This window comes from Cyanobacteria bacterium QS_8_64_29 (assembly GCA_003022125.1).
Lineage (GTDB): Bacteria > Cyanobacteriota > Cyanobacteriia > Cyanobacteriales > Rubidibacteraceae > QS-8-64-29.
This window is the reverse complement of the sequence record PXQH01000064.1, coordinates 36,030-48,429: the sequence shown is the minus strand read 5'-3', so window position 1 is coordinate 48,429 and position 12,400 is coordinate 36,030. Positions and strand designations below refer to the sequence as shown.

12 protein-coding genes are annotated in these 12,400 nt (G+C 64.9%); 4 read left to right on the top strand and 8 right to left on the bottom strand.

Features of this window, described 5'->3' with window-relative positions; translation table 11 throughout:
• Position 1: 1 nt before the first annotated feature.
• Positions 2-925 (bottom strand): branched chain amino acid aminotransferase, encoded by a 924-nt coding sequence (locus BRC58_10540; GenBank protein ID PSP16000.1) that lies wholly within the window; start codon positions 923-925, stop codon positions 2-4.
• 131 nt (positions 926-1,056) lie between these two features.
• On the opposite strand from BRC58_10540, the gene BRC58_10535 reads away from it, so the two are divergent.
• The 3 genes from BRC58_10535 to BRC58_10525 all read left to right on the top strand — a co-directional run bounded on the left by BRC58_10535 (position 1,057) and on the right by BRC58_10525 (position 3,317).
• On the top strand, positions 1,057-1,827 hold the full coding sequence (locus BRC58_10535) for a hypothetical protein (GenBank protein PSP15999.1): 771 nt from the start codon (positions 1,057-1,059) through the stop codon (positions 1,825-1,827).
• Positions 1,828-1,902: 75 nt separating this feature from the next.
• On the top strand, positions 1,903-2,154 hold the full coding sequence (locus BRC58_10530) for a hypothetical protein (GenBank protein ID PSP15998.1): 252 nt from the start codon (positions 1,903-1,905) through the stop codon (positions 2,152-2,154).
• Between the two features lie 59 nt (positions 2,155-2,213).
• Positions 2,214-3,317 carry a murein transglycosylase gene (locus BRC58_10525; protein ID PSP16036.1) on the top strand — a complete coding sequence of 368 codons (1,104 nt, stop codon included), beginning with the start codon at positions 2,214-2,216 and terminating at the stop codon, positions 3,315-3,317.
• A gap of 15 nt (positions 3,318-3,332) precedes the next feature.
• Here BRC58_10525 and BRC58_10520 read toward each other — a convergent pair whose 3' ends face one another.
• The 7 genes from BRC58_10520 to BRC58_10490 form a co-directional block, all read right to left on the bottom strand.
• A complete protein-coding gene (locus tag BRC58_10520; protein PSP15997.1) occupies positions 3,333-4,499 on the bottom strand; it encodes an oxidoreductase in 1,167 nt (388 codons plus the stop codon).
• A gap of 13 nt (positions 4,500-4,512) precedes the next feature.
• A complete protein-coding gene (locus tag BRC58_10515) occupies positions 4,513-5,049 on the bottom strand; it encodes a hypothetical protein (protein PSP15996.1) in 537 nt (178 codons plus the stop codon).
• Positions 5,050-5,113: 64 nt separating this feature from the next.
• Positions 5,114-6,277, bottom strand: coding sequence for a cell division protein FtsW (locus BRC58_10510; protein PSP16035.1), 1,164 nt, complete (start codon positions 6,275-6,277; stop codon positions 5,114-5,116).
• A 141-nt stretch (positions 6,278-6,418) separates the two neighbouring features.
• Positions 6,419-6,622, bottom strand: a complete 204-nt coding sequence (locus tag BRC58_10505) for a photosystem I reaction center subunit XII (GenBank protein ID PSP15995.1) — start codon at positions 6,620-6,622, stop codon at positions 6,419-6,421.
• 98 nt (positions 6,623-6,720) lie between these two features.
• Positions 6,721-7,206: an allophycocyanin subunit beta gene (gene apcB / locus BRC58_10500; protein ID PSP15994.1), complete on the bottom strand. Its 486-nt coding sequence runs from the start codon at positions 7,204-7,206 to the stop codon at positions 6,721-6,723.
• A gap of 59 nt (positions 7,207-7,265) precedes the next feature.
• Complete coding sequence (locus BRC58_10495) at positions 7,266-7,754, bottom strand: allophycocyanin (GenBank protein ID PSP15993.1); 489 nt, start codon at positions 7,752-7,754, stop codon at positions 7,266-7,268.
• Between the two features lie 382 nt (positions 7,755-8,136).
• A complete protein-coding gene (locus tag BRC58_10490) occupies positions 8,137-10,920 on the bottom strand; it encodes a photosystem I reaction center subunit X (protein PSP15992.1) in 2,784 nt (927 codons plus the stop codon).
• Positions 10,921-11,154: 234 nt separating this feature from the next.
• On the opposite strand from BRC58_10490, the gene BRC58_10485 reads away from it, so the two are divergent.
• Positions 11,155-12,384, top strand: coding sequence for an SAM-dependent methyltransferase (locus BRC58_10485; GenBank protein ID PSP16034.1), 1,230 nt, complete (start codon positions 11,155-11,157; stop codon positions 12,382-12,384).
• Positions 12,385-12,400: the final 16 nt, after the last annotated feature.

The window sequence follows — 12,400 nt, the reverse complement described above, 5'->3', positions numbered from 1 at the left end:
GCTAGCGGTCCGCCTCTAGCGGCACCGCATGCACCCAATCGCGGTACGCAGCGTCGCGGTTTTCCATCACGGCCTGGAGCTTTTGGCGCAGCTGCTCGGTGAGCGGGTTGCGCTCGGGCAGCGGATAGTTTTCCACGCTCTTGACGGGGGTAATGCGGGCGGCCGTACCGCTTAGGAATAGCTCGTCGGCCACAAACAGCTCGGATTTGTCGATGGCGCGCTCGCGCACCGGAATGCCGGCATCTCGCGCCAGGTGCAGGATGCTATTGCGGGTAATGCCCTCCAGAATGTCCTGGTCGAAATCCGGGGTCAGCAGCTGCCCCTCCCGCACCAGAAAGACGTTCATCCCCGAGGCTTCGCTGACTTTGCCCTGGGCGTTGAGCAGGATGGCCTCGTCAAAGCCCGACTCGACCGCCTCGGTTTTGGCCAACGAGGAAGCAATGTAGGCGCCGCTGATTTTGCCGCGCAGCGGCAGGCTGCGGTCCTCTTGCCGGTGCCAGGAGCTGATGCGGCAGCGCACGCCCTCGGTGGGCAGGTAATCGCCCAGCGCCAGGCCGTAGACAAAAAAATCCTTTTCCACGTTGTGGAGGCGCGGCGAGATGCCCAAATCGGAGGTGTAGACAAACGGGCGGATGTAGAAGGGGGCGCTGGGCTGGTTTTGCTGCACGAAGCGCACCAGGATGTCCTGGATGCGCTCGGCGGAGAGCGCGTAGTGCAGCAACCGGGCGCTGTTGCTCAGGCGCTGGCAGTGCCGCTCCAGGCGAAAGAGCAGAATGCGCTGCGGATCCTGGGGATCGGGGATGCCGCGCAGCCCGCCAAAGGCCCCCGTGCCGTAGTGCAGCGCGTGCGTGGCAATGGAGAGCTTGGCCTCGTCAAAGGGTACGAACTGCTCGCGAAAGTACGCCACCGGCAAAAACTCTGGCATGGGCCGCGCGCGATCGCTGCTGGGCGACCACTATAGGCCCGCACTCGCGCTGGGTCAAACCGCCCCGGGCAGCGGGCAAGCCGCGAGGGCGGCCCTCGCGCTGCTAGGCTTTAGACACACGCCCGCCCCCGATGCAAGGAGGGTCGCTTGTGGGAGACGCCCCCACCGTTGCCGCCGAGCGATTGGACCGGCAGAGCACGGACGCGCTCAAAGCGCGGCTGCTCGAGCTCACCCGCCATCGGGACAGCGAGCCGGTAGCCGCCAAGGTCAAGTTCGCCCAGCGCGAGCTCATGCCGTGGTTCCAGGAGCTGAGCCGGCGCAATCCCTACCCGCAGCCGGCCGATCAAGCCGCCCTTGCCGTTGGCATCTGGCAACCAGTGTGGTCCACGATCCCGTTTCAGGACATCCTGCCGGGCCGACAACGCCAGCAGTCCTACCAAATCTTTCGCCCGGATGGGCGCTACGCCAACATTGCCCGCTACGCGCCGGGCAATGAACTGCCGCTTTTGCGGCGGCTGCCGGCGATGCTGCTGGCCTACGACCTCATGCTGGTGCAGCAATACGACACGCAACAGGGGAGTTGGGCGATCCAAAACGTGGGCATCCAGCAGTCGCTGCGGTTGGGGACAGCCCCACTGACTGGGGAGCGGGCCCAGCGCTGGTTCGATCGCGTCGCGCGCCCCCAAGCGACCCAGCCGACGGCCGGAGCTGCCCGGTTCCGGTTGCCGCTGCCCAAAAAACTGACCCAAAAGGCCACCAAGCAGCTGCAAGGGGCTTCCCAAGCCACCCCCCAATTCGAGCACCTCTACTGCGATCACGAGTTTCGGCTGGTCAAAACCAAGCGCGATCCCAAGCAGCGCCCCTCCTACACCATTGCCGTGCGCTATGCCGAGCAGCACTGACCCCTGCAGCCGCCCGTCCCGCCGTTGCGCTCGGGGGGCATGTTAGGCTCGAGCCGCTTTGCGCAGGGGAGGTCTATGGCCGGGACGCCCGATGAGTACGCCGTTCACCTGTTCCTGAGCAGCGGTGATCGCGAAGAGATCCGCTTCGACAGCCTGCAAGCCTTCCAGCAGTGGTATGCCAAAGAACTCAAACCCAACGCCAGCTCCCAGGGCTTTATCAACGTGCCCATCCGCGAACGCCAGGGCGAGTACATGGTCGTGCGGCCGGCTAGCGTAATCGCCATTCGCGTGGAACCGTTGTTTGCTGGCAGCGTCGAGCGCTATTAACCATGAGCAAGCTAGCTAGCACCATCGCCCAACGCGCGCTGCTATCGCTGGGCGTGGGGATGCTCGCGATCGCCGGCAGCGCGATGGCAGCCCCCACCCAACCGCTGCAGCCGGTCCCGGCGGAGCGCGAGCGCGAGATCCTGGGCCGCGATCCGCAACTGTGGCGCGATCGCCAGCCGCTGCTGCAGGCCATCAGCCACAGCTTAAGCTATATCGAGACCTCGAAGGCAGCCCAGGACTATCCCATCGCCGGCATCAGCCGCGATCTGGTCCGCCGTTCGCTGCAGCGCCTGCAAGCGCTGGTCCGCCAGGCCGAGAGCTCGCAAGCCCTACAAGCGGTGATCGCGCGCGAGTTTGCCCTCTACCGGGCGGCCGGTACTGACGGCAAAGGTCGGGTCGAGTTTACCGGCTACTACCAGCCCATCTATCCAGCCAGCCGCACCCGCACAGCCGAATTTCGCTACCCGCTCTACCGCCTCCCGCCTGATTTCGAGAACTGGGACAAGCCCCACCCCACGCGGGCGGAGCTGGTCGGCCGGGACGGCCTGGGGACCGACAGCCCCATTGCCGGCAACGAGTTGGTGTGGCTGCGCGATCGCCTCGATGCCTTTTTGGTCCAGGTGCAAGGCTCGGCCCAGCTGCAGTTGCGCGATGGCAGTACCCTGGCCGTGGGCTTTGCTGGCAAAACTGATCGGCCCTACACCAGCATTGGTATGGAGTTGGTCCGCGATGGCAAGTTCTCGCGCGAGAACTTATCGCTGCAGCGGGTCCTGGCCCACTTTCGCCAGCATCCCGAGCAACTGAGCGAGTACTTGCCGCGCAACCAGAAATACGTCTTTTTCCGCGAGCGGGAGAGCGCTCGACCGCGCGGAAGTTTGGGCGTTCCCGTCACGGCGGGACGCTCCATTGCCACCGATCGCTCGCTCATGCCGCCCGGCGCGCCGGCGCTGATCCGCACCCAGATTCCCTACGTGGGCGAGGCGGGCAAACTTACCAAACCCACCGAACACCGCTACGTCCTGGATCAGGACACGGGCAGCGCCATCCAGGGACCCGGCCGCGCCGATCTGTTTATGGGAACCGGCGAGCGCGCTCGCAAGCGGGCTGGGGCCATCGATTGGCCGGGGTCGCTGTACTACTTGCTGCTGGAGTCGTGCCCGTAGCGGTCCCCGAGCGGCTTAAGGCGCAACCCCAAACTCGGGCAGCGAGGCCGGCGCGTCGCATTCCTCGGTGGGGGCCGTGGAGACCATGGCAGCCGTTAGCTGCTCTGGGGTAACGGCAAACGGGAGCTCGTGCAGGCTGGAGTCCGGCCGGCAGGCGATCGCGGCAGCACGGCGCAGCTCCCGCAGCGGCACTTGGGCTAGGCCCAGCTCCTCCAGCGAGCAGGGCAGGCCCATGTCGCCGTAAAACGGCAGCAGCTGCTGCCGCGCCGAAGCTGCCAGTCCGTCGCTGCGAACGGTTTCCTCCAGCCGCAGCTGCACCAGAATGCCGTACGCCACCTTTTCCCCGTGTAGGGAGCCGCGTGCCGCCGGCAGGTGGGTTAGGCCATTGTGTACCGCGTGCGCCGCCACTGTCCGGCAGCGGGCACCGCCCAAGCCGCCAACGGCCCCCGCCAGCAGGACCGTGGCATCGACGGTATCCTGCCAAGCCTGGCTGCCAGGGGCCTCCAGGGCAGCGCTCGCTTTTTGCAGCAGAATGTCGCGCAGGACGCGCGCTTGCTGCACGGCTGCCACCGTTAGCGTGTCGGTGGCCTCGCCACCGCTGACTGAGGCTTCGTACCACTTGGCCAGCGCGTCACCAATGCCGGCGACCAGCGTCCGCTGCGGCGCCGTGCGGATGGCGGCGTAGTCCAGCACTACCCCATTGGGGCAGCGCTCGAGCGGCACGTCGTAGCGAAACGCGCCCCGGTCGGTGTAGACATTGGCCAGCGCTGTCCAGGCGGCACAGGTCGCCGCCGAGGTGGGGACAGTTACCACCGGCAGCTGGCGGCGTTGGGCCAGCAGCTTGGCAGCATCGAGCGCCTTGCCCCCGCCCACCCCGACAATGCAATCGGCGCCGTGCTGGCTGGCGCGTTGCTGCAGGGCGGCCAGCGAGGTCTGGGAGCTATCAGGGCGGTAGTCGGCCTGCTGCCACGCCAGGCCCTGCTGCTGCAGGCTCTCGGGCAGGGCCGGCGAGGCGGCGGCGAGTGCAGTTTCGCCAGCCACCACCAGCGGCCGCTGGCCCAGCGGCGCAATCGCCTCCCCCGCTCGGGCGAGCGCGCCCTCGCCGCGCAAGACTTGCGCCGGCGCGACCAGCAGCGGCGCTGCCGCCACCGTGCTGTCAGCAGCAGGGGCTCGTTCGGACATGGCCGGATGGCAGTTACGGTGCAGCCTCGCCCGTGCGGTAGTCGGCAAGGCGGGCGAGCGGTTGGGCAAAGACCTCAACTTGGGTGCTGGTGCCCTCGCGCTCGCTCAGCGATCGCGCGGCCCGCCCCAAATACAGCGGTTCCGAGAGGTCGGGTTGGGGATGGATGACCGTTCGAGCGCGCACTATCAGGTGATCGTCGCCGCCGCGACCCAGGCGGCCGTAGGAAAACAGATCGGCGGCTGCCTTGCGCAGGGTTGCTTCAACCTCCGACTCGTCCACCTCAGATGGCAGGACAATCACGGCGCGATTGGCGCCGTCGTCGTAGGCCAGCGTAAAGTTGACGGCGCCCGGAACTTGGGTGTAGTTAAACACGCCCAGGCTGAGGCCAAACAGGCCCACTGCTAGCACGCCCATAAAGCCGGTGATGCCCACCAGGCGGAAGCGGATGCCCCAACGCCCGACAAAGCCCAACGCGGCCAGCACGGCCGCAACGGTAGTCAGGATGCCGGCCCACTGGGCAAAAGGGGCAAATTCGCTGGGAGATGGCATGGCGGCGCGCGCTTGCAGCAGGGGCCTCAGCACGAGGCCTTCCGTCGCGATCCGATTATAAGCGCTAGTGTCCCCGTTCCGACAGCGAGGCGGCCCCGCTCGAGCGCCGGGACCGCGCCAGGGGAACGACATGGGCCTCGCTCCCCTCACGAGCGGCGCGCACCAGCAGCCCAGCCAGGACCAAGCTCGCCACCATGGCATTGCTGCCATGGCTGACGAACGGAAACGGCAAGCCGGTGGTGGGCAGCACTCCCAGCGCCACGCCCATGTTGATCAGGGCTTGGCCCACTAAAAACAGCGTGGCGCCCACAGCCACTAGCGCCACGACCGGCGAGCGCGCCTTGGCTGCAACGTGCAACCCCAACCCGGCATAGCTCAGCAGCAGCAGCAGCAGCAGCAGCGTTCCGGCCAGTCCGCACTCCTCGGCAAAAACGGCAAAGATAAAGTCCGTGCTTTGGATGGGCAGATAGGATAGCTTTTGTTGGGAGAGCCCCAGGCCCGTTCCCCACGTTCCGCCCGAGCCCACTGCCAGCAAGCTCTGCACGAGCTGGTAATTATCGCCTTGGGGCTGTTGCCAAGGCTGCAGGAACCCCAACATGCGCTCTTGCTGGTAGGGATTGCGCCAGAGGCTGACTAGCGCCACGGCTGCGCTGGCGAGGGCCGCACCGCCCAAAAAGCGCGCCGGCAGCCCCGCAACCAGCGCCAGCGACCACAACACCAGCCCGCACAGGGCTGCCGTGCTCAGATCGGGCTGGGCCAGGATGGCAACGAGCGCCCCTACAAAGACCGCCAGCCAACCCATGCGAACGCCCGCTCGCAAGCGCTGCCATCGGCCGAACAGGCAAGCCCCTTGCAGCACCAGAAAGGGCTTGATGGCCTCTGAGGGTTGCAGCGGCCCCAGCCAGCGCGAGGCGCCGCCCACCTCGCGTCCGAGGCCGGGCAACAGCAGCACGAACAACAGCAGCAATAGCAGCAGCACCGCCCAGGGTGCCAGGCGCAGCCATCGGCACAACGGCCACTGCAGGGCGATGCCAAACCCAAGCCCGCCCAGCGCGATCGCCACGAGCTGCTGCCGGATGGCGCTCAACTCCTCGGTGGGATAGGAGGCCGAGAACAAAACGACCGCCCCGATCGCGACCCACAGCAGGGTCAGCCAGCCCAGCAAGCGTGCCTCTAGCGCCCAGCTGCTGCGCTCGGGGATCAGTAGCGGAACGACCGTTTGGCGGATGGGACGCACGGCTGCGCTCCCCTGCGATGTTCCCTACATCCCGTCATAGCACTTGCCCGAGCATAAAAAAAGAAGTCGCAAGCGACCTCAGCCAGGCGAAGGTCAATGGCGTATGGGGTAAGGATTGCCGCCGCGATCGAACTACGACAGGCCCGCGTTAACGCCCTGCTTGCCCGTTGCCAGCTCGACCTTGACGATCTTGCCGCCCATTTTCATGATCCGCTGCTGCTCGCTAAACCAATTGTTGTAGGGAACGAGCTTAGTGAAGTAGGTATTTTGCAGCTCGCGTTGCGTCCGGATGCGCGTCTGGCTGGGCACGCAAGCTGTGATTTTAAACATCCGCATGGTATTGCCTCCCAATCGGCCCACTCTGGCGGGCAGGTGCCGAACTCGGGGAGGCCGCGCAGGGGGGGCGGCCTCCCCGAGTTCGCGACGCGAGCGGCTTAGCTCAAGCCGGAGCAGATGTAGTCGAAATACACGCCCATTTCCTTGCCGGCTTCCGGACCGACGAGGCCGGAGGTGACCTCCTTCATGGCCTGAATGGCCTGGACGGTGGCGTTGATGGGCACGCCGAGCGAGTTGTAGGTCTCTTTGAGGCCATTGAGGACCCGCTCGTCCAGAATGGAGGGATCGCCGGCCAGCATGGCGTAGGTGGCGTAGCGCAGGTAGTAGTCCAAATCGCGAATGCAGGCGGCATAGCGGCGCGTGGTGTACATGTTGCCGCCCGGACGCGTAACGTCCGAATACAGTAGCGATTTGGCAACGGCTTCCTTAACGATGTTGGCCGCATTGGCGCTAATGATGCTGGCGGCTCGGACCCGCAGCTGGCCGGTCTGGAAATAGCTCTTGAGCTTTTCCATGGCATCGTCATCCAGATATTTGCCCTGGACGTCAGCGGAGTTGATGACGGAAGTGATGGCGTCTTGCATGGCTTTGTGTCCTTCTCTGCCCTAAGGTCGGTACGTTGGTTTGGCGCTGCGAGCAGTGCCTACGACTGCATTGCCCCGATGACGTAGTCAAAATAGGCGCCGGCTTCGGCGGCATCGTCGCTCGACATCATCGAGCAAGCGATGTCTTTCATGCAGCGGACGCTTTCGGCAACGGCATTAATGGGCGTCCCTAGCGAGTTGTACATCTCGCGCACGCCCACTAGGCCGATCTCCTCGATGGGAGTGACATCGCCGGCGACCACGCCGTAGGTGATCAAGCGCAAGTAGTAGTCCATATCGCGCAAGCAGGTCGCCGTCATCTCCTCGCCGTAGGCATTACCGCCCGGCGAGACAATATCGGGCCGCTTTTGAAACAGCTGGTCGCCCGCCTGCTTGACGATACGCTCCCGCGACTGGGTTAGCGTTTGGGCGATGCGCAGTCGGCTCTCCCCGGTATCGACGAATGCTTTGATGCGATCAAGCTCGCCGGGGCTGAGGTAGCGAGCCTCAGCATCCGCATTGACGATCGACTTGGTGACAATACTCATTAAAAGCTTCCTCCTAAATCAAACGGGACAAATGCGCGAACGCGCGAGGCTGATGGATGGCTGCAACGGGCGGCAAACTCGCCTGGCGATCGTTGCGTGGTTGCGCGCTGGGAGTGTATTGAAAATTACGCGAGCGCGCCAAACCGCGATCGCCTCCCCGCGAAACATTCTGTGCCATTGGAGCTAGCTGCGCTGAGGGTGCTTAACATTTTGTCATTCTGAAAGCTCAAATTCGGCTGCTGGTGGGGACGAGCGCCCGTTACAGTTCTGCCCTCGCAGCACCTAACGCAAGCCCCAGCAAGCATGCCCCCTCTAGGGGAGAGCACCTAGAGGGGGCAGCCGCCATACCCCTTCACTGCAGGCCACTAGTTCCAGAGTTGCGTTAAGGCCGCGTATAAACAGCAACGTCGCTGCTGGCTGCTTGGCCGGCGCCATCGGCCGCCGCCTCCCAGCTCATGGTGATGGTGCGGCCGCTGAGGCCCCGCTGGGCCGGCTCAAAGCTGGGGACCACCAGCTCGCGATTCTGTTTGGTCTGCTTTTCGTACAGGCGCTGGGTATTGGGAAAATTGCCAGCCGGCAGCGTTGGGAAGCGCCGGTAGGGCACCGTGTACTCGCCAAAGGTTTGGACGTACTCCATGTTGTTGACTAGCGTTTGGACGAAGGCGCGGACCCCCCGCTCGGCCAGGATTTGATTGTATTGCTGGATCTCGCGCTGGTTGAGCGGCGCGCGCCCCAGAAAGTGCTTGGTGCCCAACTCAATGACTTGGGTATTGGGGTAGGGCATGTAGAACTCTTTAATGTAGAGCTCGGAGCAGCCCAGCGCCTCGACGAATGCTTTGACGGTAATTTCGCCGTTGCTTAGCTTGCTCTCCAATCCCGTAAAGGCGTTGCTGACAACATAGGGGTCGATATCGCGCTCGAAGACCTGCCGGTAGGTCGCGCGAATGACCTTGCTGACGGCCACTTTGTCGGCTGGGGTCTCGAGCTTGAATGGCTGTAGCTGCTCGCGCTTTTTGGAGACGCCCTGGCGGATGCGAAAGCGCACGTCGGGCTCGCTGCGCTGCTGCGCCACCGTACCGAGCTGGGCGAAACGCGGCGCCTCTTCCCGCTCGACTTGCTTGCCATCATCCGGGCGCAGGTTGCCCACCCGGGTGCGCAGTTGCAATCCTGCCGGGGTGATGTAGCGCTCGTAGGGGACCGTGTCCTCGCCAAAGGCCGTCTCGTACTCTTTGCTGTCGATGAGGGTATCGACTAGGGCATAGAAGCCTTGCTTGGCGCAGATATCGAAGTAGCGGTTGGTGTCGGCGCGCCCGTAGGTGGGGCGGCCCAGCAGGCGCCGGTGGATGCATTCGATCGCTTTGGTGACATAGAGCGAGCTCCAGTACAGGTCCCGGAACAAGTTGGATTTGGCTAGGGTGCGCACGAACTCGCGCAGGGTAATCTCGCCATTTTCCAACTTGATTTCGGCGCGCGTCTGGCGCTGGCGCTGGTAGACATCGCGCCCGAACACCTGCCGGTAGCAAGCCAGGATTACTGCCTGCGAGGAACTCTCGCTGTACTTGACACTGGCGCCTTGGTTGCGGCGTGCCCCAATCCCGGCGTAGGGGGACTGAGTCCAGCGGAACACTTTGGGCCCTAGCGAGCTGGGGAAGCGCCCGCGCGCCGCTGGATTGCCGATTTGGTTGTTGGTGGGCGGGCCGCGCCCGATCAGGATGCGGCGCGTGTCTTTACCAAAGGGAGCAGGACTGCTGCTGGGATTGCGGCGCTCTTGCGGGAAGATGGCGCCAAATTGGATCTCGAGCGGATCGTTGCCCGAGCCGTAGGGATGCTGGTCCGGTAGCGGCCGGTCGTAGCGCGCGAAGGTGGTCAGAAACTGCGGCACCTTGCGAAAGGGGGCGCTGTAGTTAAACAGATCTTGCTGCATCCCCCAATTGCGGCACTCTTGGGCTTCCTCGCCCAGGCCGCGCAAGTAGGGGACCGTTTCCTCGCTAAAGTAGTCCGCGTACTCGGTAGAGTCCACCAGGGCATCCACCAGAGCGGGCAATCCCCCTTGCGAGACGATGGCAAAGTACTCGCGCACTTCCTCGCGCGAGCTGGGACCGCGACCGAGGAAGTGCCGGAAGGCCAGCTCCAGGGCGCGACTGTTGATATAGGGCTGGAAAAACTGCTGCCGGTAGAGCGCCGTTTTGCCCAGCTGGCGCACGAACTCCTTCATGGAGATGTCGCCGTTTTTGACCCGGGACTCCAGATAGGAGACCGACTGGCTGTAGGCACGCTGGATGTCGCGCTCGAAGATCTGGCGGTAGGCGGCTTTGATGGTGGCCTGCTTCTCCAGTTCGGAGAGTCCCGGCTTCATGGCAAACTTTTGCCGCCGCTCGGCAGCGTTGAAATAGCTCTGCGGCAGCTGCAGTCCTTGCTGGTCGTCGCTGGGACGCTGCCGGATCTTGTCTGAGGGGCTAGGCGACCGGAACTCGTTTAGAATCGTCTCGAAGTACTGCCGAACGGTCTCGCGTGCCTGCTCGTCGTTGCGGAAGTAGCGCAGCGTGGCTTGCTCCATCTCTTGCAGCGCGACGATGGTGGCATCGATGGAGCAAGCCCGCTCGATCACCTCGCGCAGGCCGCGCACGTTGACGGTGATGATATTGGGATCGCCGGCAACGATGGCATAGCTGACATAGCGCAGCATCCAGGCCAAATCGCGTAGCGATTTGCGCATGTTCTGTGCACCGTAGCGCGAGATGTTGATGGGCCGAAAGCCCGGGGGTGGGCTTTCGTTGCTCCCGGCGACACCAATCAGCGAGCGCAGCCCTTCCCAAAAGCCGCCGCCGCTCTCGACGTAGGTCACCGTCCCGAGCTGGCGTTCGCGGGCGCTGCTCTCGGCCGTTTCGCCTTCGGCCTGCGGCGGCTTTTCCAGATAGGCCATGGGGGAGCCGCCGGTGAAGATGCGATTGGCCGCGCGCGAGACGATCGCTTCGTAGTTGCGCGTAATGGTCTCGGCGATGGCCAGGCGCTGGCTCCCCGATTCGAAGTAGCGCTGCAGCTGTTGCAGTTCCCCGCGCTCGAGGTAGCGGTCCTGCTGCTCGGCTTGCGCGACCGTCGCTAGCGGGACGGTCCGGTAGAACTGGGGACGCGCGACAGAACTTCCCCCGCTTGCCTTAACACTCATGGGCTGGTTGCTCGACTCTCCCGCTCGACAGTGGCGCATACGGTCTGGGGCCGATGGGCTGGCGCCCAAAGCCCCACTTGGACGGCCGTAGCGCGGCTACGCTGCCTAGGCTAAATCCTTTTGCGATCGCTGCGCGCGCTTCTGTTACAAACTGTGTCGAACGCGACACACAGGTTTACAACTGGGCGGGCCGAGCTGGCCCCTATGATGGAGGCACCCGGGCTGCCGCCGTTTATGACCGATCGCAACGCCGCTCGCGAGGACCGCACGCACCGCATCCAACAGGCGGTGCAGCAGCTATACGATGCCTACCCCTTCCCGCCCGAGCCGCTGCTGGACGAACCGCCGCCGGGCTACAACTGGCGCTGGAGTTGGGTTGCCGCCCACAGCTTCTGCAGCGGCCGCAAGCCCCAACGGCAAGCCATCCGCATCTTGGATGCCGGCTGCGGGACTGGGGTCGGGAGCGAGTACTTGGCCCACCTCAACCCCCAAGCTCAGGTCCTAGGCATCGATATCAGCGAGCGGGCGCTGGCGATCGCGCGGCAGCGCTGCCACCGCTCGGGGGCCGAGAATGCCACCTTCCAGGCGCTGCCGCTGGGACGGGCGGCGGAGCTGGCCGGGCCGTTCGATTTCATCAACTGCGTGGGCGTGCTGCACCACCTGCCCGACCCGGCCGCCGGGTTGCAGGCGCTGGCTGCCCAGCTGGCGCCGGGGGGGTTGCTGCATGCTTTTGTTTATGCCGAGTTGGGGCGCTGGGAGATCGGGCTGGCGCGCGAAGCGATCGCGCTGCTGCAAGGCGACCGGCAAGACTACCGCGAAGGCCTCGAGCTCGGGCGCCAGCTGTTTGCCACTCTCCCTGAGGACAACCGCCTCGCCCAGCGCGAGCGCGAGCGCTGGTCCCTCGACAACCAGCGGGACGCTTGCTTTGCCGATATGTACCTCCATCCCCAAGCGATCGAGTACACCATCGAGACCCTGTTCGAACTCATCGATCGCTCCGGGCTGCGCTTTGCCGGGTTCTCCAATCCTGGAGTTTGGCAGCTAGAGCGCTTGGTAGGGCAAGCCTCGGCGTTGCTGGAGCGCGGGCGTTCCCTGCCCGAACGCCAGCGCTACCGCCTGATCGAGCTGCTCGATCCCGACATTGCCCACTACGAGTTCTTTTTGGCCCAACCGCCGCTGCCAGATTGCGACTGGGCCGATGCGGCCGAGTTGCTGGCTGCCGTTCCCGAGCGCCATCCCTGCCTGGAGGGCTGGCCCAGCCAGACCCTGTTCGATCGCGACTACCAGCTCGTGCGCCTGAATGACGCTGAATACGCCTTTTTGCGCGCCTGCGAGGCCAATCCCGAGCGCGGTGCCACAGTGGCCGATCTGCTGGCCGAGACCGAGCTCGATGCGGCCGGGGTGCGATCGCTGCTCGAGCGCCACCTGCTCGTGCTGTCGCCCGGCAATGGCGGTGCGCCGTAGCGGGCCCCACCCCCTC

Coding starts and splice junctions, on each gene's coding strand:
- BRC58_10540 (PSP16000.1), bottom strand. CDS start 925: ATGCCAGAGTTTTTGCCGGTGGCGTACTTTCGCGAGCAGTTCGTACCC.
- BRC58_10535 (PSP15999.1), top strand. CDS start 1,057: ATGCAAGGAGGGTCGCTTGTGGGAGACGCCCCCACCGTTGCCGCCGAG.
- BRC58_10530 (PSP15998.1), top strand. CDS start 1,903: ATGGCCGGGACGCCCGATGAGTACGCCGTTCACCTGTTCCTGAGCAGC.
- BRC58_10525 (PSP16036.1), top strand. CDS start 2,214: ATGCTCGCGATCGCCGGCAGCGCGATGGCAGCCCCCACCCAACCGCTG.
- BRC58_10520 (PSP15997.1), bottom strand. CDS start 4,499: ATGTCCGAACGAGCCCCTGCTGCTGACAGCACGGTGGCGGCAGCGCCG.
- BRC58_10515 (PSP15996.1), bottom strand. CDS start 5,049: ATGCCATCTCCCAGCGAATTTGCCCCTTTTGCCCAGTGGGCCGGCATC.
- BRC58_10505 (PSP15995.1), bottom strand. CDS start 6,622: ATGCGGATGTTTAAAATCACAGCTTGCGTGCCCAGCCAGACGCGCATC.
- apcB (PSP15994.1), bottom strand. CDS start 7,206: ATGCAAGACGCCATCACTTCCGTCATCAACTCCGCTGACGTCCAGGGC.
- BRC58_10495 (PSP15993.1), bottom strand. CDS start 7,754: ATGAGTATTGTCACCAAGTCGATCGTCAATGCGGATGCTGAGGCTCGC.
- BRC58_10490 (PSP15992.1), bottom strand. CDS start 10,920: ATGAGTGTTAAGGCAAGCGGGGGAAGTTCTGTCGCGCGTCCCCAGTTC.
- BRC58_10485 (PSP16034.1), top strand. CDS start 11,155: ATGACCGATCGCAACGCCGCTCGCGAGGACCGCACGCACCGCATCCAA.